At 46.8% G+C, this 22,078-nt stretch carries 24 protein-coding genes; 6 read left to right on the top strand and 18 right to left on the bottom strand.

Going from position 1 to position 22,078, the window contains the following annotated elements:
- The first annotated feature begins 9 nt into the window (after positions 1 to 9).
- Positions 10 to 516 carry a carbonic anhydrase gene (locus MHH76_RS04535; protein WP_035339184.1) on the top strand — a complete coding sequence of 169 codons (507 nt, stop codon included), beginning with the start codon at positions 10 to 12 and terminating at the stop codon, positions 514 to 516.
- A gap of 34 nt (positions 517 to 550) precedes the next feature.
- Here the strand turns inward: MHH76_RS04535 and MHH76_RS04530 are convergent, their stop codons facing one another.
- The 6 genes from MHH76_RS04530 to MHH76_RS04505 all read right to left on the bottom strand — a co-directional run bounded on the left by MHH76_RS04530 (position 551) and on the right by MHH76_RS04505 (position 6,982).
- Entirely contained in the window at positions 551 to 1,393 is an 843-nt protein-coding gene (locus tag MHH76_RS04530; RefSeq protein ID WP_020450591.1) for a PRD domain-containing protein, read from the bottom strand.
- 42 nt (positions 1,394 to 1,435) lie between these two features.
- The gene (locus MHH76_RS04525) at positions 1,436 to 2,812 is read right to left on the bottom strand and encodes a sucrose-specific PTS transporter subunit IIBC (RefSeq protein ID WP_020450590.1); all 1,377 of its coding nucleotides are present in this window, start codon (positions 2,810 to 2,812) and stop codon (positions 1,436 to 1,438) included.
- A 314-nt stretch (positions 2,813 to 3,126) separates the two neighbouring features.
- Complete coding sequence (locus MHH76_RS04520) at positions 3,127 to 3,867, bottom strand: hypothetical protein (RefSeq protein WP_125897657.1); 741 nt, start codon at positions 3,865 to 3,867, stop codon at positions 3,127 to 3,129.
- Positions 3,860 to 5,065, bottom strand: a complete 1,206-nt coding sequence (locus MHH76_RS04515; protein ID WP_023855884.1) for an MFS transporter — start codon at positions 5,063 to 5,065, stop codon at positions 3,860 to 3,862. Before MHH76_RS04515 ends, MHH76_RS04520 begins: the two co-directional genes overlap by 8 nt.
- 103 nt (positions 5,066 to 5,168) lie before the next feature.
- Positions 5,169 to 5,489: a YckD family protein gene (locus tag MHH76_RS04510; protein WP_023855883.1), complete on the bottom strand. Its 321-nt coding sequence runs from the start codon at positions 5,487 to 5,489 to the stop codon at positions 5,169 to 5,171.
- Between the two features lie 299 nt (positions 5,490 to 5,788).
- Positions 5,789 to 6,982, bottom strand: a complete 1,194-nt coding sequence (locus tag MHH76_RS04505; RefSeq protein WP_035339187.1) for a macrolide family glycosyltransferase — start codon at positions 6,980 to 6,982, stop codon at positions 5,789 to 5,791.
- 107 nt (positions 6,983 to 7,089) lie between these two features.
- Between MHH76_RS04505 and MHH76_RS04500 the strand changes: the two genes are divergently transcribed.
- On the top strand, positions 7,090 to 7,665 hold the full coding sequence (locus tag MHH76_RS04500; protein ID WP_025810226.1) for a TetR/AcrR family transcriptional regulator: 576 nt from the start codon (positions 7,090 to 7,092) through the stop codon (positions 7,663 to 7,665).
- A 29-nt stretch (positions 7,666 to 7,694) separates the two neighbouring features.
- On the opposite strand, the gene MHH76_RS04495 is transcribed toward MHH76_RS04500, so the two are convergent.
- The 6 genes from MHH76_RS04495 to MHH76_RS04470 form a co-directional block, all read right to left on the bottom strand.
- Complete coding sequence (locus tag MHH76_RS04495) at positions 7,695 to 8,420, bottom strand: hypothetical protein (protein ID WP_025810228.1); 726 nt, start codon at positions 8,418 to 8,420, stop codon at positions 7,695 to 7,697.
- Position 8,421: 1 nt separating this feature from the next.
- Complete coding sequence (locus tag MHH76_RS04490) at positions 8,422 to 8,985, bottom strand: hypothetical protein (RefSeq protein ID WP_023855880.1); 564 nt, start codon at positions 8,983 to 8,985, stop codon at positions 8,422 to 8,424.
- The gene (locus MHH76_RS04485; RefSeq protein WP_035339189.1) at positions 8,975 to 9,469 is read right to left on the bottom strand and encodes an RNA polymerase sigma factor; all 495 of its coding nucleotides are present in this window, start codon (positions 9,467 to 9,469) and stop codon (positions 8,975 to 8,977) included. Before MHH76_RS04485 ends, MHH76_RS04490 begins: the two co-directional genes overlap by 11 nt.
- Before the next feature lie 216 nt (positions 9,470 to 9,685).
- Positions 9,686 to 10,156, bottom strand: a complete 471-nt coding sequence (locus MHH76_RS04480) for a DUF6884 domain-containing protein (protein ID WP_026580647.1) — start codon at positions 10,154 to 10,156, stop codon at positions 9,686 to 9,688.
- A gap of 50 nt (positions 10,157 to 10,206) precedes the next feature.
- Positions 10,207 to 11,598 carry a 23S rRNA (uracil(1939)-C(5))-methyltransferase RlmD gene (rlmD, locus tag MHH76_RS04475; RefSeq protein WP_025810234.1) on the bottom strand — a complete coding sequence of 464 codons (1,392 nt, stop codon included), beginning with the start codon at positions 11,596 to 11,598 and terminating at the stop codon, positions 10,207 to 10,209.
- A gap of 17 nt (positions 11,599 to 11,615) precedes the next feature.
- Positions 11,616 to 12,479, bottom strand: coding sequence for a DNA-3-methyladenine glycosylase (locus tag MHH76_RS04470; RefSeq protein ID WP_023855876.1), 864 nt, complete (start codon positions 12,477 to 12,479; stop codon positions 11,616 to 11,618).
- Between the two features lie 134 nt (positions 12,480 to 12,613).
- Between MHH76_RS04470 and corA the strand changes: the two genes are divergently transcribed.
- Together corA and MHH76_RS04460 are read left to right on the top strand one after the other, a co-directional pair.
- Entirely contained in the window at positions 12,614 to 13,576 is a 963-nt protein-coding gene (gene corA, locus MHH76_RS04465; RefSeq protein ID WP_020450578.1) for a magnesium/cobalt transporter CorA, read from the top strand.
- 57 nt (positions 13,577 to 13,633) lie between these two features.
- Positions 13,634 to 14,230 (top strand): hypothetical protein, encoded by a 597-nt coding sequence (locus MHH76_RS04460; RefSeq protein ID WP_020450577.1) that lies wholly within the window; start codon positions 13,634 to 13,636, stop codon positions 14,228 to 14,230.
- 178 nt (positions 14,231 to 14,408) lie between these two features.
- On the opposite strand, the gene MHH76_RS04455 is transcribed toward MHH76_RS04460, so the two are convergent.
- The 3 genes from MHH76_RS04455 to MHH76_RS04445 all read right to left on the bottom strand — a co-directional run bounded on the left by MHH76_RS04455 (position 14,409) and on the right by MHH76_RS04445 (position 16,773).
- On the bottom strand, positions 14,409 to 15,512 hold the full coding sequence (locus MHH76_RS04455) for a glycerol dehydrogenase (RefSeq protein ID WP_035339192.1): 1,104 nt from the start codon (positions 15,510 to 15,512) through the stop codon (positions 14,409 to 14,411).
- A 174-nt stretch (positions 15,513 to 15,686) separates the two neighbouring features.
- Positions 15,687 to 16,478, bottom strand: a complete 792-nt coding sequence (gene pdaA / locus MHH76_RS04450; RefSeq protein WP_035339448.1) for a delta-lactam-biosynthetic de-N-acetylase — start codon at positions 16,476 to 16,478, stop codon at positions 15,687 to 15,689.
- A 109-nt stretch (positions 16,479 to 16,587) separates the two neighbouring features.
- Positions 16,588 to 16,773: an SE1561 family protein gene (locus tag MHH76_RS04445; protein ID WP_003179806.1), complete on the bottom strand. Its 186-nt coding sequence runs from the start codon at positions 16,771 to 16,773 to the stop codon at positions 16,588 to 16,590.
- Between the two features lie 143 nt (positions 16,774 to 16,916).
- Between MHH76_RS04445 and yfkAB the strand changes: the two genes are divergently transcribed.
- Complete coding sequence (gene yfkAB / locus MHH76_RS04440) at positions 16,917 to 18,038, top strand: radical SAM/CxCxxxxC motif protein YfkAB (protein ID WP_020450574.1); 1,122 nt, start codon at positions 16,917 to 16,919, stop codon at positions 18,036 to 18,038.
- 231 nt (positions 18,039 to 18,269) lie between these two features.
- Here yfkAB and MHH76_RS04435 read toward each other — a convergent pair whose 3' ends face one another.
- From MHH76_RS04435 to MHH76_RS04425, 3 genes are all read right to left on the bottom strand, one after another.
- Complete coding sequence (locus MHH76_RS04435; RefSeq protein ID WP_020450573.1) at positions 18,270 to 19,061, bottom strand: YfkD famly protein; 792 nt, start codon at positions 19,059 to 19,061, stop codon at positions 18,270 to 18,272.
- A 66-nt stretch (positions 19,062 to 19,127) separates the two neighbouring features.
- Positions 19,128 to 20,183: a calcium/proton exchanger gene (gene cax, locus MHH76_RS04430; RefSeq protein ID WP_020450572.1), complete on the bottom strand. Its 1,056-nt coding sequence runs from the start codon at positions 20,181 to 20,183 to the stop codon at positions 19,128 to 19,130.
- 104 nt (positions 20,184 to 20,287) lie between these two features.
- Positions 20,288 to 20,668, bottom strand: coding sequence for an OsmC family protein (locus MHH76_RS04425; protein WP_020450571.1), 381 nt, complete (start codon positions 20,666 to 20,668; stop codon positions 20,288 to 20,290).
- Positions 20,669 to 20,768: 100 nt separating this feature from the next.
- On the opposite strand from MHH76_RS04425, the gene MHH76_RS04420 reads away from it, so the two are divergent.
- Positions 20,769 to 21,947: an MFS transporter gene (locus MHH76_RS04420; RefSeq protein WP_035339194.1), complete on the top strand. Its 1,179-nt coding sequence runs from the start codon at positions 20,769 to 20,771 to the stop codon at positions 21,945 to 21,947.
- Positions 21,948 to 22,078 lie beyond the last annotated feature (131 nt).

Genomic DNA, 22,078 nt, shown 5'->3' with positions numbered 1-22,078 from the left:
TGAAATGTCATGGAAGAAAACAAAAAAATACTGATGATTATCGGAATGGAGAAACAGCTTGAACAGACCATCTGCCGGGCAGGGAATATTCAGCCTGAGAACGCCCTTGTTTTAAAAAGCGTCTTCCCTGATATTTCACAGCCCTACGGTGATATGATGAGGGATATCATTACCCTTGTCCACCGGAACAAAGCGGAAGAAATTTGGATTGTCCGCGATAAATACGAGCAAACGGCAGATAAAGATATTTCTGACCTTTTAAATAGAAACAAAGATTTAAGCGATAGAATGCAAACTTTAGAGTACCTTTTCCAAAACTGCAGTCCGGAATTTCCGTACGGCAGCATCGATGAATGGCTGTCACCGAGCGAAAATGCGGCCGAAGGCGTCCAAAAAAGCGTCGCCGCCATCCGACAGCACCCGTTAATCCCTTCGCACGTCAATGTAAAAGGATTTCTAATCGAAAATTCGGTTTTAACGGAAATTGAAACCTTAAACAAAAACGGAGCCCGATAACAGGGCTCCGTTTTGTCTTAAACACAGGCATTCTTTACACAACAGCAGACCGCTGATAAAATCTCTGAATATGCATGGTAATATAGCACAGCTCTTTTTCCGGAAATTCAAAGCCATACTCCCGCTTCACAAATGCCCCGATTTCTTCTGCGCACATAAACGCTTGTCCAAACTTCTTTTTAATGAGGCTGATCATTTCACCATCCATTTCGTAAAATGTCTCTCCCGATTCAATATGCTGAATGGCGAAACGGAGATGGTTGACAAGCCGCTCATACGAAATCGTCTCATCCTTTATTTTAATGTTGAGTTTATCTTCGATAATCTCGATAATATCCTTGATCATCGTTGTGAGATCGAGCGTTTTTGTCATATCTCCCGCGTTTGTTTTCGCTGTATGAATATGAAGCGCAATATTGGCGACTTCATCCTCCGGAATATCGATCTTCAGCTTATCTTTAATGAGGGCCTTTGCCCAGCGGCCGATTTGAAATTCTTTCGTATAGAGGACTTTAACTTCCTGAAGCAGCGGATTTTTAATGACCATTCCCTTGCTTAACCGTTCTATCGCGAATGATAAATGATCTGAAAAAGCGACATGGATTCGCTCATTGATTTTGATCCCGAGCTCTTTTTCCGCATGAGAAATAATGTCCTCCGCCACCTGAATATGATCTTCCGGCAACGTTTTTAAGATCTCCTCGAATTGGCGGTATTCTGTTGAATCTTTCATCACAAATATTTTTTCAATTTTAGATCTATCGACAATATCATTCTTCTTTTTTTGAAATGCGATTCCGGAACCTAATACGATCTTTTCCTCGCCGCCATCCTTGACGACGAGCGCATTGTTATTTAAGATTTTTTTTACTTTCATAGCTGCCTTCCTTTCATCCTGTTTTAATGAATGAAAACGGAATTATTCTTTTTCATCTTTAAAGCCAAGACACAAAGTCGCAATGAATGCTGAAATCACCGCAATCGCAAAAGCGATTAAATAATGAATGAGATTGGCGGTGCCAAGAGGGAGAATGATTGAAATCATCGGGATGCCGGACAATCCGTAAGAGTTTGCCGCAACGTGTGTGAAGACGGCGTATGCCCCTCCGATGGCGCCTCCGATCGATGCGCCGATAAACGGTCTCGCGAGCTTCAGATTGACGCCAAACATGACAGGTTCGACGATTCCCAAAAAAGCGGTGAGAGAAGCCGGAATCGCAATCTTTCTGATAGCGGCATTCTTTGTTTTCAAAAATACGGCGAGCCCCGCTCCTCCCTGCGCGACATTGGCCATCGACCATATTGGAAGCAGAAAATTGACCCCATATTCGGGATCTGCAAGCAGCGACGCTTCAATCACATAAAAACTATGGTGCAGGCCGCTCAAAACGAGTAAGGAGTAAAGCCCGCCAAATAAAAATCCGGCGCAGGCCCCCGCAAAATGATAAACAAACCCGAGACAGTCGCTTACGAAATGAGCGATGATCAGTGAGAGCGGCCCCATGATAAACAGCGCGGCAAATCCGGAAGCCATGACTGTAATAAACGGTGCGACAAGCAAATCTAAAGAACGGGGGACGATTCTTTTTAAGAATTTTTCGATTTTGCTCATTATGTAGACGGATAAGAGAATCGGTATGACCGTCCCCTGGTATCCGATCAAAGGGACTTCAAGACCGAATACTTCGACGGATTCCGGCTTTTGGCTGCCGAGCAATGAAGGATCGAGTAAATCGGGATGGGTCAGAATTCCGCCGATGACAGCGCCTAAAAACGGATTCGCTCCAAACTGTTTAGCCGCACTGAACCCGATCAGCACAGGCAAAATGACAAACGCTGAGCTTGAAAAAATATCGAGCATTTTCATCAGCGGGCCGCCATAAGCGCCGAGGCTGAATTCTTTAAGCACACTGATGAGACCCATGAGCAATCCGCTCGCAACGATTGCCGGAATGATCGGCACAAAGATGTCTGACAGCGTTTTGGCAAATCGCGTCAATACGTTCATGTTTGGCGGCGCCTCCCGCCGGGCTTCTTCAAGAGGAGCCGGATCGCTGTATTGAATCATTTCCTTATAAATCTTATTGACTACACCTGTACCGAAAATGATCTGAAACAAACCGTATCTGAAAAAAGTCCCCTGCACAGACTCCATCTTTTCAATAGCAGCTATATCGATTTTTTCTTCATCTCTGACATTGAAACGCAGCCTTGTCGTACAATGGCTGATGCTGATGATATTCTCCGCGCCTCCAATGAGGGGCAAGAGAACTCTTGCAATCTCTTTATGCAGCACCCGGATCTACCTCCTCCAATTTTTCTATCCTATCAAATCAACAGAAGACGATCAAAATGAAAAATGTGCCATCACATCCAAAGACCCCCGGCGAAAGGAATAAAAAAAGACCTAAAACATGCGAAAGCATCAGCCGATAGGCGCAAAAAAAGCACACTAAGGTCTGTAGTTCCTTTAGCACATTTTAGGTCTTGCCTGCCTTACCAGTAACAATCCCGTCAATATTTGTTCTTAATATGATTCTATTCGCTTCGGCCTTGGACATCAATAGTGCAAACCGCCTATATATCCCCCGTATAAAAAAAGAGAAGGCGTTAAAGCGTCTTCTCTACATCTTCAATGGCTATCGCACGGTCCTTTAAAACATGCACACTGTACTTCACATAGCCTGGCCGGTCTTCCCCGTCTAAGCCCATACTGTCAATCTCAATGTTTTCATAATGGTAGCCGCTCAATAACTTTTTCACCACTTTTGCCTGGTCATAGACCTGCCTCCGGCCGTCCCGGCCTGAATTCAAGGTAACTATAACAGCGATCGGTTCTGTTTGCTTCAGTTTTTTCCAATTTGTATTGACATCATAGCTTCCTGATAGAGAAACTTGGACGTCAATTACGTTTTTCAGCTTTTTTTCAAGCTCTCTCTTGATCTCATTTGAGGCTTCTTTGCTTATTCTGGCTCTCGTCTTTTCCTGTCTGGCTTCTTTGATGCCATCGTTTGTGACAGCCGGGTGCAATCCGCCTTTCACGCTGAAAATGTACTCATCATTCCGCTCATCTGACACACGAAAAAGGTATTCAGCAAACTTGAAATTATAGGAGCTCCCTTTCATATTTAAGGTTTCACCGGCGTGTGCTTCCTGCAAGTATGCCGATAGCTTTTGTTCAGCCAGCGCGCGGCTGAACGGATTTCCGTAAAAGGCGTTATACACATAACAGCCTGTCACAAGAATCAACAACGAGAGACCAGTAATGATGGCTTTCTTTTTCAATTCAATCAACTCTTTCCAAATTCTCGCGTCCCGTCCATTATGAAGGAGAATTCGGACATTAGGCAAGCTCTTTCTGCTTCGTCTCCGTCCCCAAAAAGAAGATCGCCGCGACAGCCGCAATAACGGCGACGCAGAAGATCAAAAAGATCATTGAAATCTCTGTTCCCCGGGCGACGAGATAGCCGACAAGAAGCGGGCCCAGGATGCCGCCGATTCGGCCAAAGCCGGCTGCCATTCCTGCGCCGGTCCCCCTGATTGATGTCGGGTATTGTTCAGGCGTATAAGCATAAAGCGCGCCCCAGGCACCAAGGTTGAAAAACGATAAAAACATACCTGACGCAAGCAGAAGCGCCAGCGATTCAGCCGATCCGAAGAAGTAGGCGCTGACAGCCGTCCCTAACAAGTAGACGGTAAGCACCATTTTCCGGCCGGCTTTTTCAATCAGCCATGCCGCGGAGAAATAGCCGGGCAGTTGAGCCAGCGTCATGATCAAGACGTACTCAAAGCTCTGGATCATGCTGAATCCTTTCATCACCATGACGCTCGGCAGCCAAAGAAACATGCCGTAGTAGGAAAAGACAACGCAAAACCAGACAATCCACAGCATGGCCGTAGGCCGGGCATATTTGCGGGACCAGACGTTTTTCACATTTTCCACGACGGTCGGCTTCCTTTCCTGCGCAAGCTTCTCATATTTCGGAGAATCCGGCAGGGCGATCCGCAAATATAAGGCGTAAATAGCCGGTATCGCGGTTATTAATAAAGCAATCTGCCAGCCGTAGGCCGGAATAATAAAATACGAAATGAGCGCTGCGGCCAGCCAGCCGAATGCCCAGAAACTTTCGAGCAGGACGACGACTCTTCCCCTCCGCTCCGGCGCAACCGTTTCGGATACGAGCGTAGATGCTACTGGAAGCTCTCCCCCAAGCCCCATACCGACGAAAAAGCGCAGGACTAAAAATGCCCACAATGTCGTCGTCAAAGCGGATAACCCGCTGCCGATCGAGAAAAACAGCAGCGTAATCATAAAAACGTATTTTCTTCCGACACGGTCAGCCAAAAGGCCAAAGACAAACGCCCCGACTGCCATGCCGATTGAGTTGACGCTGCCGATCCAGCTCATCTCCTGCGGCGTCAACTTCCATTCCACGTGCAAAGCGGCGATAATAAACGATAATATGCCAACGTCCATAGCATCAAAAAGCCAGCCGAGACCGGCGATGCCAAGCAGTCTGCGCTCTGAAACAGGACGGTTCTTCTTCATACTCACTACACCTCTTTACTCTCTTAGCAGTTTACATGAGTATTAGTTTACACCTGTCTTTACACTTTTGTCACGAAGAAAATGAGGCGCCGTCTATTTCAGTTTAATGAATATGATGCTTGTGAAACTTTTCTTCTTGGTGCCTCAACTTTGGCAGAAACCCGTTTTCCCGCTCTTTTTCATAGCGCTTCTCAATATGAGATTTGATTTCTTTACCCCTCTCCTGATCAAGGATTCCGTACTCCACATACTTATTGATCAGCTGTTTTTTCTTTTCCACAATGTCCTTTTGCAAAGAAGCCAGTTCATTTTTTTGCTTGTCGGTCAACTCTTGATAAACGCGTGTTTCCCCGTAGGCAGAAGACATGACAGCCGTACATGACAGCGGAATGACGAGAAGCAGGCAAACGCACAGTTTGCGCATCATGCAACATCCTTTCTGATCTATGATTCATTCTATTTTTATCTGTTTTGCGGAGTTTATGCATAAAAAAAGCCGCTTGGTAAAGCGGCTTCAGATTGTTGACAAAATCCCAAAACGACTTTTAGTTTTGGGATTTTGTCATCCTTTCAGCGTGATTGAAAACCCTTGCAGTCTAGGAAGGCCGAGCATCGGAGCGGAGCGAATGTTGGAATTCGTGAGCACCGACGCGCAGGCCTGACAACGAATGCGAGGGTTTGTCGACACGCTGAAGCCGCTTGGTAAAGCGGCTGGGCTTTCTATTAAGGCTGCAGCGATTTCCGCGCCGTATATTCATCAATGCGCGCCAATGCGTCTATCATGTCCATGCAGTTGCTGAAGCTTTCATCAATTTTTTGAATGCCTTCCTGATACTTTCCGTCAGTAAGTACTTGTTCTGCTGCATCCCTCAATCTTTCAGCATTGACCTCTTCTGCAAACAGCGGATATCCAGCATTCAGTTCTTTCAGGCGCTGGGCGATCATCGGCTGATCTTTATCATGCGGAAGCACGACCATCGGGACACGGTAATGAATGCCTTCATTGACGCTGTTCATGCCGCCGTGGGTGATGAACACATCGGCTTCTTTAAGCACCTCTAATTGCGGCACATACGGTGCAATGATAAAATGCTCCGGCACTTCTTTTATATCCGCGTAGTTCGACTTTTCGCCGGCGGCGATGACAACCTTGCCGTCGAAATCACGGAATGCATCGATGCACATATTGAAAAAATCCTCAGTTTTACCAAGTACGGTTCCCATTGAAATATAAATGACTTTCTCATTCTTTAACGATTCTATCGGAAAATCGGTCTTGTCCAGGCGCTTCGGAAAACGCGGACCGATAAACAGCACATCATCCCCAAAACGGTCGCTTTCAGGCTGAAAATACCGGCTTGTATACACAACCGTCAACTCCGCCTGATTGCTCATAAACTGTCCTGTATGCCTAGGTGAGACGCCGTACTTTTCTTTCAGTTCACTAAGCATGTCTTCACATTCTTTGTCCAAGTGCAGCTCCGCGCCTGAATCCGGATGCAGCGGCAGAATCTTCATATGTTCTTGTCCGAAGAGAAATGAAGCCGACGAAGCGATTCCCGGAATGTTCAAATAATCCCTGACCAATTCACCTGCACCGAATGTGTCATAATACACGGCATCGAACGAAATGCTTTTGGACAGCTCTTTTACAATGTCTAAAATATACAGCGAGGTTTTGAGATGAATTTTTAAAAATTCAAGAAGGCCGGACGGTGAATTCGGATCAATATGCGCGTTTCTTACCAGATCTTTGTATAAATGGACGGTAGCCCCGACGCCCTCCAGCCTGTCTTTATACTTTTCTGTTGAAAGATAGTGCACATTGTCGCCTCTGTCAGCAAATGCTTTGGTGATCCCTAATGTAGGATTGACATGCCCTTCCGCCGGAAAATTGACGATTAAAATATTTTTCATGATTAAAACTCCTTTTTATCCTTTTTGAAACGGGTTGACATCAATTCAGCGCCTGATTAGACTGGTGTTAGTTACTACTAACTATCATAAAATGGGGGTATACACCTTTGCAAGAGACGAACGAACGGATCATATCTGCTGCTTTAGACTTAATGCAAAAATACGGTTTCAAGTCGGTGACGGTAAAGGATATCGCGCTCCATTCAGGCGTCAGCGAGATGACGGTCTATCGCCACTTCAACACAAAGCTCGGACTTTTGGAAGCGGCCGTTCAGCAATTTTCTTATATACCAGCCTTTCAGCGCGTATTTGAAAATGATATCACTTGGAACCTGGAGAATGACTTAACATTGATTGCAGAATCGTATTTGCTTCATATGGAAAAAAACAAGCCCCTCTACCTTATCGCTGTTCAAGACGGCGGAAGGATGACTGATCTTTTCGGTTCTCTGTTAAAGCATATGGAAGAACTCCTTCGTTATTTAACAGACTACTTTCAAACGATGCAGGACAAAAGCCTGATGAAAAAGGGAGATGCGGATTCACAGGCCTTCGCTTTTCTGTCATCTTTATACGGATACTTCTCTTCTGGCGCATTGGCTGACGGCCGGTTTCAAAAAGTCGCTAAAGACACTTATATTAAACAGATAACCGCCGCTTTCTGCGGCGGTTTGCACATCTGATCAAACCTTTCAGACTGAAGGATGGATCGCTACTCATTTAGCTCCTCAACATCCTTCAGCCTGGTATCCGTATTTTTTTCAAAGAAGGTGCTGTATTTGACATAGCCGGTCTCGTCGTCTTTGATATCTTCCCCCTCAAAAATGTTGGCATTAATCGTCACGCTTTCATAGTCGTACCTTTCTTCATTCAACAGGCGCTGAATCTTTTGCGCCGTTTTGTATACGTCTTTTCGGTCGGCATTTGCGGCATCAAGTAAAATATGAATCTCCATCGGCCGCTCTAAGCGGAGGCTTTTCTCCCATTTTGCGTCCTCTTTCAGCTTTCCTTTTAATACTTCCACATGCACGTCAACGTCTTTCAGATGGTTTATGTTTTTCGATAAAAACGTTTTGATTTCTTTTCCGGCTTCTTCTCCAAGCCGCTCCATCAGCGGTTCGTTGAGGTTCTCTTCATAGATACCGTCCGTGTGTACTTCTGGTTGAACAAACCCTCTCAAAGAAAACAGATAGGGATCTTTGCGCTTTTGATCGCCGGTATCCGTGACTTCAAATACATATTCGGAGAACTTGAAATTATAAAGCCCGCTGTCGATCCGCAAGTCTTTTTCAGGATAGCGGTCAGTCAAATAATGCTCAAGCGCCGTTTGAGACAGCTTCTTGCTTACGGGATTTCCGTTGAAGGCGTTATATGCGGCAAGCACAAAAGAAACGAGCAGCACGATCAATACGCTATACAAGATTTTCTTTTTCATCATATCAACTACTTTCTTTCAGCTTTAAGAACAGCCATCCGATCATCATCCCGGCCGCGGCGAAAAAACAGTGAATAACAGCAAGCATGAAAGCGCCAAAGACAGAATACAGCAGGTGCTCCACAACCCCTGTACCGTCGGCTGCATCCCAGCCGGCCAGAATATCCCCCATCCCCCAAATGAAAATCGGCGCAAAGGAGAGGAGAATCACAAGTTTCATATCCCGGTAAAACAAGTACACCGCAAGCCCAAGCACGGCGTACCACAAAATAAAGCCGAAGCTCTCATTTAACAGGGATGTGTGAATCGCGAGAAAAAACGAAATGGCTGTAAACATCAATTGGTACAAGGAGAGCTTCCGATTGATTTTTTTAAACATTTGACTTTCATGAACAGTCGATTCGATATGTTCCTTCGGAAGCTCGGCCTCCGTCATCTTCAAAAGCTTTTGAAGCTCTTCATCGTTTTCGGCCGCTTCCTCAATCCATTCAGCCGACTCTTTGCTTAACAGCCCCTCATGGTATAAAGGAAGCAAATCTTTGAATACACTGCGTTCCTTATCCTTCATCATAGCCCTCCATTTCTTGCTGTAGCTTGAGCTTTGCTCTGTGAAACCCGACCCTGGCATAGTTTTCGGTTTTGCCTGTGAGCATGCCGATTTCTTTAAATGATAATTCTCCGTAGATACGGAGGGTGACAATTTCCTTTGAAGCCTCATCAAGCCGGTTGATTTCCTCGAGAAGCCGCCGCTCTTTCTCGGTTTTCAGAAGGTGTTCTTCAGGAGATAAGCAAGCCGCTTCCTCATGCTGAAATATCATGTTTGTCCCGGCTTTTGACGCTCCTGAACGAAAGTGTTTTTTCAACACATTTTTAGCAATCGCAAACACCCATGTTTTGATTGTCGACTTTCCCGAAAATGTATGATAGCCTTTCACAGCCTGATAAAATACTTCCTGTGTTAAATCTTCCGCTGTTTCTTTATGAAATGTCTTAACGTAGAAAAAGGCATAAACGGAAGGCTGAATACTCTTGTAGACTTCCTCAAGCTTCATAAAGCCCCTCCCCGGCTGGGCTGCCGCTATTTTTCCATTCACTTATTAGTACCGCTGAACCTCTTTTTGTTACAAAAAATCGCATAAAAAAAGAGGCAAAAATGAATATTTCATTTTGCCTCCGGATATCCCAGCCGCCAAACAAATGCCTTCCAGATCATGCCCTGCCCTTATTTAGGCAAACCCGCCAGCGATTTTAAAAAACTCACTTTCTCTTCAGTTGTTTTCAGGTTCACTAAGCTCCCGGCCTTCATCGACAGCCCGCTTCAGCGCCTGCAGCATATAGCCGATTCCCCGATAGCCCGCCAGCGGGTAAGTGATCTGCTGGCGGCTGCCAAACACGTTCCTCAAAACAGGCCTGTATTTTTTCCCGCCGAGCATAACGATTTCGTCATAATCCATCAAGTTTTTCCGTTCACCTTGCGCCTTCAGCTCATCATCCGCCATAATCTCCGGGTGGTCCATCCCGAATGTGACATCATAGTTTTCAGGAACGATATCTTCCGGTTTTAAAAAACCGTGTTTTGCTGAAAGAATCACCCAATCCGCAAAAAACGTCTGCGCATATGCGCCGCACGCCCGATGAAACGGACTCAGATAGACATCCTTTGCGGCGGACGGGCCGATGCCCGGATCGACATCCCAGATTTTCTTCGCCCCGCACGGGATGATGCAGAGTCTTTTCATCATATGTCCCCCCTTTTGGTTCCGCTAAAAAACGCCTTTAAAAAGGCGTTTTATTTCAGCTTCAGCGATACGACCGATTCGACGTGCGCCGTCTGCGGAAACATATCGACAGGCTGAATGTATTCGACATGGTAATCCTTCGCTAAGTACTGCAAATCTTTCGCAAGTGTTGACGGATTGCATGAGACATAAACGAACCGCTTCGGCTTAACCTGCCTGATCGTATCAAGGAAGGTGCGGTCACAGCCAGTTCTTGGCGGATCGACGATGACGACATCAGGCCTGAAGCCTTCTTTAGTCCATTTCGGCAGCCAGTGCTCCGCCGTTCCTGTGACATAACGCGCATTATCAATTCCGTGCTTTTTGGCATTTTGGTTGGCGTCATCGATCGATTCTTTGATAACGTCCATGCCGCGGATTTCTTTTGCTCCGTCGGCGATCCACATTCCGATTGTGCCGACGCCGCAGTAGGCATCGACGACTTTTTCGCGCCCGCTCAGTTTCGCCGCTTTTTTCACTTCGTCATACAGCTTGACCGTCTGGATCGGATTAAGCTGAAAAAAAGCGCGGGCGCTCAGCTCAAACGTAACCTCGCCGAGAAATTCCTGAATGACCATATTGCCGGCTAGGAGCCTTGTATCATCGCCGAAGATAACCGATGTCTTGGCTTTGTTGACGTTTTGAATTACGGATGTCACTTCAGGCAGACGCTTTTTGATTTCTTCTGCAATGAGCTCCTTGCGCGGCAGGTCTTCTTTTGACGTGACAATGACAACCTGCACTTCCCCCGTCTCAAAGCCGACCCTCGTCACGATCGTGCGGACGTCGCCCGTTCGCTTCCGTTCGTTGTAGACGGAAATGCCGAAGTCTTCAAGAATCTGCTTGACGGTTTGTGTCGTTTTGTTCGTCGCCGGATGCTGAACGATGCATTCCGTAATCGGGACAAGCCGGTGTGAGTCAAGGCCGTACAGCCCTGCTACCATCTTTCCATTTTTCGAAAGCCCGAGTTGAAACTGGCTTTTATTCCGGTAGTGCCAAGGGTTTTCCATGCCGATCGTCGGCCTGATGTCCATTTTGCCGATGTCAAAACGGGTGTGCCGTTCGAGCGATTGAATGACGATGTCCCGTTTTCCTTTCAGCTGCTCTTCATAAGCCAGATGCTGGAGCTGGCAGCCCCCGCATTGCTCATAGATGATGCAGGGCGGCTTGACGCGGTGCTCTGAACGCTTGCGCACCTTTTTGACCCGCCCTTCGGAAAATTTCGGATGAACCTTTGTCGCCTCGACGACGACTTCTTCACCCGGCAGTGCGCCGGGGACGAAGACGACTTTTTTCTTGAAGTAGCCGACGCCTTCGCCATTGATGCCGAGGCGCTTGATCGTCAGCGGAAATTGCTGTCCGACTTTTAATTCTGCTGATGATCCTTTTTTATCACGTTTCACTGATGTTCTCTCCATTTCTACTCAATGCTCCTCCATAAATACAAGGAAGCATAGCTTAAATAAGGGTGCCATTCTTTGCTCATTTCAAGCATTTGTTCTTTTGTCGGTTTATCGTTTAAGCCAAAATGGCGTTTGATGGCATTTTGGATGCCGATATCGGCGGCCGGAAACAGATTGGGTCGGCCGAGTCCGAACAGCAGAACGTTTTGGACGGTCCACGGGCCGATGCCTCTGATTTTCACCAGCTTTTCCATAATGTCTTCATCTGATAATTGATCAAGCTCATCAAGATTTAAACGGCCGTCTGCGATCATCCTTGATGTATCGATGACGTATTCAGCCTTCCGCATGCTGAATTGAAGTTCGCGCAAGTCGTTATAGTCGAGCTGTGCAATCGTTTCGGGAAGCGGATAAAACCAGACCCCGTCCTTTTGCTCTCCATAAGTGTGAACGAACCGCTCTGTGAGCGTATAAGCAAAAGACAGATTAAGCTGCTGGTGGATCATGCATTTCATCAAGCAATGATACAAATGAAAATCGAGCACCAGCGGCGTTCCGGCATGCTCTGCGAAAATTGATGACAAGCTTGATTGTGAAAAGTGATCCAGTACAGGCTGAAGATTTTCCTCCCATCTGAAGATCCGTTTCACTTCTTTCATCATGGCGTCTCGATCGTCTGTACCGCTGACGGCAAACGCCGGGGCTTCGACAGTTCCCGTCGCCTGCACAGCGACAATCCGGGGCTCTTTGTTTTGATTGCGGAGCGGCAGCTTGACCTCCCTTTTGTCAAGGTTGACCGCATTGAGCGGATCAAGCGAAAGCCTGTCCAAGACGCGGTCAAAATGATACGGCGGTGATACGCTTACAGTTTCCTTCCACATCGCTTCCCATCCCTTTTTCTTCTTTGTCCACAGTATACCATGTTTCAAATTCTCTTAAAAAAGAACAACATTTTATTTTTTCACCGAATGAATCACAGGGCATCGCAGCATCCTATGGAAGCGGAGGGGTGCCGATGATTAAACATTTTGCGATGACAAAGGACGGAAAACTTTTATCTACCGACATCAAAGCAGAAAGGCTGACAGATCAAGATATTGAGTGGTACTGGACGGACTTCGATCAGCCTTCGGATGAAGAAGTCTCTTTACTCAAAAGCCATTTTCACTTTCACCCTTTAGCAGTTGAGGACTGCGTTCATCATTTGCAGCGTCCGAAGCTTGATCAATACGAAGAATATCTTTTTTTCGTCATACACGCGTTGAATCAAAGGACGCTGGCGTCTGAAGAAGTTGACTTATTCGTTGGAAAAGATTTTATCATCACATTTCACTTTCATCGTTCAGACGGTATTGAAAAAGTAAGAAGACAGCTTTCGGAAAACAGCGAGTTGTGGAAAAAAGGACCGAGCCATATCGCCTATATGGTCATGGATCAGCTTGTTGACGAATATTTCCCGATTCTTTACAAAATAGAAGACCGCCTCAATGAAATTGCTGAAAGCGACAGCAGAAAAACGTATGGAACGCTGATGAATGAAGTGTTTGATATCCGGAGCGACCTTCTAAAGCTTAGGAAAACAATCATTCCGATGCGGGATTTGCTTTACCGGATTTTAAACATTGAAATCTCAAAAGAAAACCGCGAACGAAAAGCGTATTACAGCGACATTTACGACCACCTCTTGAAGCTGACCGAAATCGTCGAAAACAACCGCGACATGACCGCCGATTTAAGGGACAGCTACCAGACGCTCAACTCCAACCGGATGAACGCCATTATGATGACGCTGACGATCGTCTCAACGATTTTTATTCCGCTCACCTTCATTGCCGGAGTGTACGGCATGAACTTTGACAACATGCCTGAACTGCATTGGCGCTACGGCTATTTTTTCATCCTCGTCATGATGGGAGCCGTTGTCGCCGGCATGATCTTCTGGTTCCGGCATAAAGGATGGTTTGACATTTTCAAGTAAAACCGGAAACCTTTTTCCTCTCTGTTCGACTATTTCTATAACTGAGGGGGGAAAGAAATGAAGGTACATACAGGGCTTGCCGGCATCTTCTTGATCGTTCTCGGCTTGTTGATTAGCGCCGAAAATCATCAAAGCGTGTCTGCTGCAGACGCGCTTTCGGACTTTTTCAGACTGCCTGTCCGCAATTTAGTGGTTCTGATCTGCATGTTGATGCTCATCATCGGCTTCATTATGGCGTGGCGCCATTATTATGGAGTACCGTGGATCCGCTTTAAGCTGTTTTTGTTTATTATCGGCATTTCAGTATTTTACCCGCTGGTCACAGAACAGCTGATGCTCTTTCAAAAATGGAATGCACAAGGCGATGATGCCGTGGAATATATGAAAAAGAGAAGCACTTGCAGCTATCAGAGCGATATGGAGGAAGGAAACATGGACTGTGAGGTGAAAGTGAACAATTACGGAAAAAAGACCGAACGCATCCAGCTCATCCCTGATATAACGAGCGAATTTGACTTTCAGCCGGAAGAGCTGGAACTGTCTCCGCATTCACAAGAGACGTACAGCGTCACCTTTAAGGCTCCGGGAAATGAGGATGTGTATGAATCAGGGATAGAAGAAGAGCCGAGGATGAAGGTTGAAGTGGTGAAATGAGCGACTTCACTCGATTCAAGCAGCACGCTTTTGGAAACTTTTAAAAATATTACATGGAAGAGAAGGTTTAGAAGTAAAAGGTATACAGAAAAAACGAACTGCAAACAGCCGCTTCACAAACTAATAGACAAACCTCAAAGAAAAAAGCCGCTCCTTCACGGAAGCGGCTTTTCGTCTATTAATCGCGATAAGATTCTGCAATCGCGTTGGCGGCGACGATCGCATTGTAGACATCGTCAGGGGTGACTGGGAACGGCATGTTGCCCATTGTGTCGCCTTCTGCGCAAGCGCTTTGAGCGACTTGGCGCCATTCCTCTTCGACAAATTCGTCGACTCCGAGGTCTTTTAATGTCAACGGCAGACCGACGCCTTTGATAAAGTCAATGACGGTCTCCAGCTCTTCGGCTGGCGCGTTTTCAAGAACGAGCTGTGCCAAAAGGCCGAACGTGACTTTTTCGCCGTGCTGAGCTCTGTGCAAAGAAGGAACGGCTGTCATTCCATTGTGGATCGCATGTGCGGCGGCAAGACCGCCTGATTCGGCGCCGACGCCGCTTAAATAGATGGTCGCTTCTATTGTGTCTTCAACAGCTCGTGTAGAAACGCCATGCTTGATCGCCTGCATCGCTTTTACGCCGTTTTCCAATAGCGTATCGTAGCAAAGGCGGGCAAGTCCCAATCCAGTAGTTGAAGGCTTCATCAGCACGAGGTTGTCGCCGTTTGCTTTAAAGCAGGCGCGCGCTTCAAAATACGTCGCCAAGGCGTCTCCGATACCGGCTGCGAAAAAGCGCGGCGGCGCGGATGCCAAAATGTCAGAATCCGCGAGAACGACATCTGGGTTTGTCGGCAAAAACAGATATCGATCAAACGATCCGTCATGTTTATAAATGACGGCAAGGGCCGTACATGGAGCATCTGTTGAAGCAATTGTCGGGAAAATCACAACCGGCAGCTTCTCGTAATAAGCGGTGGCCTTTGCTGTATCAAGCGTTTTTCCCCCGCCGATCCCAACGATGATATTAGCGCCTGCATTGCGTGCAAGCTCCCGGTTACGATCGATTTCTTCCTGTGTGCATTCGTAATTGAATTTTTCAAAAACAGCTTGATTGCCGGCTTTCTGAATCGAATTCCCCGCTTCTTTTTGAGCGCGTTCCAAAATGAATTCATCGCAAATGATATATGCGTGATCACCATAATCTTCAATGTAATCGTTCAAGTTCTCAAGGAGTCGTTTTCCTGTAATAAATTTTTTAGGCGATGTGACTGATTTTACTAATTTTGACATGGTAATTCCCCCTTCACTATCAATGATATACCTATTTTCTTTTTAAATCTAGTAATATATGTATATAGAATGGATTTTTATTCTATGGAATTGACTAGGGGAAATAAAAGAGCCTGAACCATCAACTTTTCCGCTCAAAGCAAAAACCCCGTCTCAGCGTCCGGGGCATTTCTTTCAAAAGGGCTTTAGCATCATAGATTTTTCAAACATCAGGTCATCAAGGCTTTTAAATGTATAGCCTTCTTTTTTTAAGTCGGTGATCGCCTGATCAAGCGCTTCGGCATTGTCTTTCGAGACGGTGTGAAGCAAATAGACGGCGCCGGGATGGGCCTGTTTTATCATATTGTCGTACGCATAGCGCCACCCTTTTTGGGCATTGATTTTCCAATCGACAAAAGCAACAGACCAGAATACCGTTTGATAACCGAGCTTTTTCGTTTCTGCAAGCACCCGCTCGCTGAAAACGCCCCGAGGCGGCCTCAGGTAGAGATTGTTTTTTTCGCCTGTGATTTTGTAAACCTCCTCATCGACCGATTCCAATTCCTCTTGTATCACGCGGCTTGTTTTCGTCGTGAGATCCGGATGGTGATAGGAATGATTCCCGATGATATGTCCTTCCTCGGCCATTCGCTTGATCAGCTCCGGCTGATCTTTGACAAAATGGCCCGTTACAAAAAAGGCTGCTTTGACGTTTTGTTTTTTCAGAACATCTAGCACCTTAGGGGTGTAGCCGTTTTCATAGCCGTTATCAAAGGTCAGATAGATCGTTTTTTCCTTTGTGTTGCCCAAATAAAAGGCGTCGTACTGCTGCAAAAGGCTGTTCAGCTCTTGTCCCGCATCTGCCGGCCGATGGTTTTTGCTTTTTGAAAAGCCCCAATGGATCGCCTTGTTGGAAATCGCTTCAGCATTGCCGCTGAAGGCCAGCATCAGCAGGAATCCGCAGCATAAGGCATAGAATCGTTTCATCATCTTCTCGCTCCCAGTTTTATTTTTTCTTATTGTGCAGAAGGGCTGGGCTTTTCATACCAAGCAACACTTGGAAAACAAAAAAACCGCGGCAAAGAATGCAGCGGTTTTATTTCCAGTCTTTTTTAAAGCGCTCGTATTTGGCTTCCAAGTCGTCGAGCATGCTGATCAGTCTGTCAATATCTTCAAGGTCGGTCGATTCCGGGTCTAAAGAATCGATGACTGACATAAACATATCCAATCTGTTTTTTAAATAATTGACTTGCTGTTCTTTGTCATGTACTGCGTTACCCATGATTCTCCTCCTTTTGTTCCTTTATCGTAGCCTATAAACGGCCTTTTTTCAATCATCCATGACTTGCACGCCTCAAGGATCAGGTCTAAAATGAATAGTTGGGCTATATTAGTATGTCCTATCATAAAGGAGTTAGATATGTCATGACAGAAAAAACGCAGGTTCGTCCGATTACCCCGGAATATGATCCGTGGGAAGCCTACATGGACGTTGACCAATATGGAGATATACAGCTGACGAACGTTGAATTTACGACGACGACTCTTTGCAATATGCGCTGCGAGCACTGCGCCGTCGGGTATACGCTCCAGACGAAGGACCCGGACGCGCTGCCCGTCAGCCTTCTGTTGAAACGGCTTGATGAGATTCCCCGCCTTCGTTCTTTAAGCATTACGGGCGGCGAGCCGATGCTTTCATTAAAATCCGTAAAGGAATATGTCGTTCCTTTATTAAAATACGCTCATGAACGCGGCGTGCGGACGCAGATCAACTCAAACTTGACGCTCGATATCGGGCGCTACGAGCTGATCATCCCCTACCTTGATGTGCTTCATATTTCCCACAACTGGGGAACAGTCGAAGACTTTGCAGAAATCGGCTTCGCCATGATGGATAAAAAGCCGACGTTTGCCCAGCGGGCGCGCTATTTCGAAAAAATGATCGAAAACAGCCGGACGCTTGTTGATGAAGGGGTTATGGTATCCGCCGAGACGATGCTCAACAAACGGACGCTTCCTCACATCGAGCATATTCACCGGCAAATTGTCGAAGACATGAAATGCCAGCGCCATGAGGTTCACCCGATGTATCCGAGCGATTTTGCAAGCGCGCTTGAATCTTTAAGCTTACAAGACATGAGGAAAGCGATCCACCGCCTTCTTGACATTCGCGACGAAAATACGTGGATGCTGTTCGGCACCCTGCCGTTTTACGCGTGCAGCCCTGATCCTGAAGACCACGCTCTTTTACAGCGGCTGCGCGAAGCGAAAAATGTCACGGTCAGAAACGACCCTGACGGCAGATCGCGCCTGAACGTCAATATTTTTGACGGCAATATCATCGTGACCGATTTCGGAGATACTCCGCCGCTCGGCAACATTCAAACCGACAGCCTGCCAAGCGCCTATGCGAAGTGGAGAAAAACAGAGCTTGCCAAGGAGCTCAACTGCCACTGCCCGCACGTCCGATGCCTCGGGCCGAATGTGCTCGTCAAAAACAGCTATTATCAAGATGTTGATTTTACTTCCAGAACAGCAAGAGTATGAAAAAGCAAGCCGCAAAAGGCTTGCTTTCAGATTGTTGACAAAATCCCAAAACGACTTTTTGTTTTGGGATTTTGTCATCCTTTCAGCGTGATTGAAAACCCTTGCAGTCTAGGAAGGCCGAGCATCGGAGCGGAGTGAATGTTGGAATTCGTGAGCACCGACGCGCAGGCCTGACAACGAATGCGAGGGTTTCTCGACACGCTGAAAGCAAGCCGCAAAAGGCTTGCTTTTTTATTTCGGCTGATGGCTGAGCTGAAAGCCGAATGTGAGGTGATCCTGTACAGGAATCCAGGCGCCGATTCCTTGCGAGGTGATATTTTTGACGACCAGCTTTCTTTTGTTGCCTTTTAATACAATGTACACTTCACCGTAGGTGACCTTCCCTTTTTCATTGACGGCAGGTGCATAGGCGTGTAAATTCCCCAGCTTTTTCGGCTGCACTTTATAAATCTGATCGCGTTTTGTGCCGGCGCCGACGACTGTTTCAAAGGCGAGCGGCAGCTTTGTTTTTTCCATGGCTTCAAGCATCATCATGTTTTTGACATCGTCCGCTTTCGGGACTTTCGCTGTTAAGCCGCCTTTGATTTTGCTCGTCTGTTCCTGGGAATACGTGAGTTCGGCAGGTGCTTTCCCGCCCCGGTTGTCAAAGCGGTTCGTGTTGATTTTGCGGTATTCCCAGTTCGCAACGGTTTCATTCGAGGTATACCCGAGCGCCCATCTGCCCAAATAGATCGTCGCTCTGTAGCCGATTGCCAGCGGTGTGCCGGAAATGCTTGACTCATTCAGCATTTTGATGAGATGCGGATTTTCAATCGCGATATCGGTTGTTTTCAGCAGCTCTTCGGCCAGTTCGCTCGGCTGCAACCTCGGCTGATCCTGGGAGGCGTTAGGGTATGTGTTCTCTTTGGAAATATTCGTGACAGAGCTTGGAATCTTGATCGGCTTGGCTGCATCAGCTTCCTGTACAGCGAAAAAACTAAAGGATAAAAACGCAGTTAGCGTAAAACACAAAAGCTTTTTCATACTATCACTCTTTCTGTTTCTTTTCCCTTATTGTTTTCCGGATGCTCTCCGTTTATCCCAATTTTTTTAAAGAAGGAAAAAACCGATTCCCATGATGATATAAGCAGCCAGCAATGTCGCGCCCTCAAACCAGTTCGTATCCCCGTCGTTTGAAATGACGATCATCAAAAGGACGGCGGAAGCCATGGCGACGAGTTCCGGCAAGGTAAAGACGAGCGGCATGCTCACTGGAAAAAACAAAGAGCTGATCACAAGAACGGGTGCGACAAACATCGCGATCTGCAGCGTTGATCCGATCGCAATTTCAACTGCGACATCCATTTTGTCCTTATAGGCCATAATGACGGCGGAAGCATGCTCTGCCGCGTTTCCGACGATCGCGACAATGATGACCCCGATGAAAAGCTCCGACCAGCCGAATTGTTCGGCCACCGTATCAAATGTGTGGACGAGGTGCTCGGAAATGTAGGCAACGGCAACGGTCGCCAAAAATAAAATCAATGTTGCCCTCTTTCCCGACCATTCCGGTTCTTCATGCGATTCTTCCCGCTCATTTTGATTCGTCTGGTAAACCCCGCGGTGGCTGACAAGCTTGAAATAAAGCGCTGCCAGGTAAAGCAAAATCATGATGATGCTGATGCCGACGCTCATCGACAGCTTCCTCGGCTCTGTCATTTCGGCTGAAAATACTTCTGGGATGACGAAAGCGACAATCACCGCGAACATGAGCAAACCTGAATTGTGTCTCGCATCATACACGTTGAATTCCTGGCGCTTATATTTCAGGCCCCCGATGAAAAACGACAGGCCGGCGACCAGAAGAAGGTTGCCGAGGACAGATCCTGTCAGCGATGCGAGCACAATGCCGGTCAGTCCTTCCCGCAACGCGAAGATCGAAATGATCAGCTCAACGGCGTTTCCGAACGTCGCATTTAAAAGGCCCCCGATCCTCGGACCCGCAATAATCGCAAGGCTTTCGGTGGCTCTTCCCATATAGCTTGCAAGCGCGATAATCGTCAGGCAGTATATGATGAACAATAAAACCTGCGGCCAATGCAACATGCTCCCTGCGACAGAAAGGGGAACTCCCGCAGCCATCATCCAAAAGAAAAAACGGCCCATTTTTCATTCCTCTTTTCTTTTTTGGTGTAGGTTATTTTTGTGCGAACTTTTCAGTTTATATACAGCATACTGATCTATTCCGCATTAACGCAGGTTTTTAAACATTAGCGAATCTGAAATGTTTCGATGATCTTGATGCTGTTTTCAACAGATCTCACCATGGCACAATTTTTCATCGCTACTTTCAGCGCCTTTTGAATTTGTTCTGCACCGAGGTTTTCTCCCTTCAATATGAAGTGAAGATGGATGCTTTTGATGCGGCCCGCCTCTTCGGAAATGCGTTCTTCTTTTGTCTCGATGGTCATATCTTTCAGCTGTATCCTTTTCTTTTCCAATATGTTATGAAGAACGGTACCGCTGCATGCCGCAATCGAAGCGGCCAGCAATTGATAAGGCCTGAATCCTGCTTCTTCATTGCCTGATATCTTAAGCTTTCCATATTCCAGATCAGCCTCAAAGCCGTTCTGATTCCACACGATTTCCATGATTCACACCTCTTTTGACAGAAAAAGAAAAATCGCCTTGCCTAAAAACTTGTGAAAGTTGTACGATCAAAGAAGGATTACGGATAAGGAGAATCGGCCGATGACTAGATTTCACTTTTTCATTCTCGTTTTGATTGTCAGTATATCAGGTTTTTCGCAAGGGATGCTCCTTCCTGTCATCTCTGTTATTTTCGAACAGGAAGGCCATTCGGCTGCGCTGAACGGTCTACATGCGACAGGCCTCTACATCGGCGTCCTGATCGCTTCGCCGTTTATGGAAGCACCGCTTCGCAGGCTCGGTTTTAAACCGCTGATCGTCATCGGCGGGGTGATGGTGTGCGCGAGTTTGTTCGCCTTTGTTTTTATTCAGTCGTTTATCGTCTGGTTCTTTTTACGGCTCTTGATTGGAATCGGGGATCATATGCTGCACTTTTCAACGCAAACTTGGGTGACCACATTATCGTCTGAAAAAAACCGCGGCCGCAATATCTCTTTGTACGGCCTTTCGTTTGGTTTGGGATTTGCTGCCGGTCCTTTTATAACGCCGCTTGTCAACATTGCCCCGTCATTGCCGTTTATCGTCTCAGGTGCATTCAGCCTGCTGGCGTGGCTGTTTATTTTTTGCCTTCAAAACGATTTTCCTGAGAAAAGCGGCTCTGAAAGCCGCAGCGATAACAGCTTGAAGCGCTTCGTCCAAGCCTTTCTGCTAGGATGGGTCGCGTTTTTGCCGACATTCGGCTACGGCTTTTTGGAAACCGCCCTGAACGGCAATTTTCCCGTCTACGCGCTCCGCTCGGGCATTTCCGTCGAAGGCCTATCAATTATTCTTCCGGCTTTTGCGATCGGAAGCATCGTCTTTCAGTATCCGCTCGGCGTGTTGAGCGACAAGTATGGAAGACGAAATGTGCTCCTTGTCATATTGGCTGTCGGGGCAGGCTGCTTCTTTGCGGCGGGCTTTTCCGATTCCGTCCCCTTGCTTGCGGCATGTTTTTTCATAGCCGGAATGGCTGTTGGATCAACTTTTTCACTCGGCATCAGCTTTATGGCCGACCTGCTTCCAAAACGCCTTCTCCCGGCCGGAAACTTGATGTGCGGAATCACCTTCAGCTTCGGAAGCATTTTCGGCCCGGTTGCCGGCGGCTGGTATATGCAGACATTTCATAACAGCAATCTGTTTTATTTGATTACAATCGTGATGGTGTTGATCTGGATCGGGGTGCTCTTTGGCAGAACGAAGAAAAACGGCGCTCTCGAACAATCTGAGGCGGCGCCAATGTAAAAAAGGCCGGCTGCTTACTATAGGCAGCCGGCCTTTTCGAAAACGTCAGGCAGTTTTAATGATATCCGTTTTGTCCGTTGGCGCTTCCGCTCGTTTTGTTTTTCGAACTTTGCTTTGAATTTTGTTTATTA

It is taken from the genome of Bacillus sp. FSL L8-0193, assembly GCF_037976065.1.
Classification (GTDB): domain Bacteria; phylum Bacillota; class Bacilli; order Bacillales; family Bacillaceae; genus Bacillus; species Bacillus paralicheniformis.
This window is presented reverse-complemented; position numbering and strand designations above follow the sequence as displayed.

Bases quoted from the DNA above. Each gene is read 5' to 3' on its own strand.
- MHH76_RS04460 (WP_020450577.1), top strand. From the start codon at position 13,634: ATGAAGGTACATACAGGGCTTGCCGGCATCTTCTTGATCGTTCTCGGC.
- MHH76_RS04505 (WP_035339187.1), bottom strand. From the start codon at position 6,982: ATGAAAAATATTTTAATCGTCAATTTTCCGGCGGAAGGGCATGTCAAT.
- corA (WP_020450578.1), top strand. From the start codon at position 12,614: ATGATTAAACATTTTGCGATGACAAAGGACGGAAAACTTTTATCTACC.
- MHH76_RS04425 (WP_020450571.1), bottom strand. From the start codon at position 20,668: ATGGAAATCGTGTGGAATCAGAACGGCTTTGAGGCTGATCTGGAATAT.
- MHH76_RS04535 (WP_035339184.1), top strand. From the start codon at position 10: ATGGAAGAAAACAAAAAAATACTGATGATTATCGGAATGGAGAAACAG.
- MHH76_RS04455 (WP_035339192.1), bottom strand. From the start codon at position 15,512: ATGTCAAAATTAGTAAAATCAGTCACATCGCCTAAAAAATTTATTACA.
- cax (WP_020450572.1), bottom strand. From the start codon at position 20,183: ATGGGCCGTTTTTTCTTTTGGATGATGGCTGCGGGAGTTCCCCTTTCT.
- MHH76_RS04445 (WP_003179806.1), bottom strand. From the start codon at position 16,773: ATGGGTAACGCAGTACATGACAAAGAACAGCAAGTCAATTATTTAAAA.
- MHH76_RS04485 (WP_035339189.1), bottom strand. From the start codon at position 9,469: ATGAAGCTTGAGGAAGTCTACAAGAGTATTCAGCCTTCCGTTTATGCC.
- MHH76_RS04480 (WP_026580647.1), bottom strand. From the start codon at position 10,156: ATGAAAAGACTCTGCATCATCCCGTGCGGGGCGAAGAAAATCTGGGAT.
- MHH76_RS04470 (WP_023855876.1), bottom strand. From the start codon at position 12,479: ATGTGGAAGGAAACTGTAAGCGTATCACCGCCGTATCATTTTGACCGC.
- MHH76_RS04420 (WP_035339194.1), top strand. From the start codon at position 20,769: ATGACTAGATTTCACTTTTTCATTCTCGTTTTGATTGTCAGTATATCA.
- yfkAB (WP_020450574.1), top strand. From the start codon at position 16,917: ATGACAGAAAAAACGCAGGTTCGTCCGATTACCCCGGAATATGATCCG.
- MHH76_RS04515 (WP_023855884.1), bottom strand. From the start codon at position 5,065: ATGAAGAAGAACCGTCCTGTTTCAGAGCGCAGACTGCTTGGCATCGCC.
- MHH76_RS04530 (WP_020450591.1), bottom strand. From the start codon at position 1,393: ATGAAAGTAAAAAAAATCTTAAATAACAATGCGCTCGTCGTCAAGGAT.
- MHH76_RS04510 (WP_023855883.1), bottom strand. From the start codon at position 5,489: ATGCGCAAACTGTGCGTTTGCCTGCTTCTCGTCATTCCGCTGTCATGT.
- MHH76_RS04495 (WP_025810228.1), bottom strand. From the start codon at position 8,420: ATGATGAAAAAGAAAATCTTGTATAGCGTATTGATCGTGCTGCTCGTT.
- pdaA (WP_035339448.1), bottom strand. From the start codon at position 16,478: ATGAAACGATTCTATGCCTTATGCTGCGGATTCCTGCTGATGCTGGCC.
- MHH76_RS04435 (WP_020450573.1), bottom strand. From the start codon at position 19,061: ATGAAAAAGCTTTTGTGTTTTACGCTAACTGCGTTTTTATCCTTTAGT.
- MHH76_RS04490 (WP_023855880.1), bottom strand. From the start codon at position 8,985: ATGAAGGATAAGGAACGCAGTGTATTCAAAGATTTGCTTCCTTTATAC.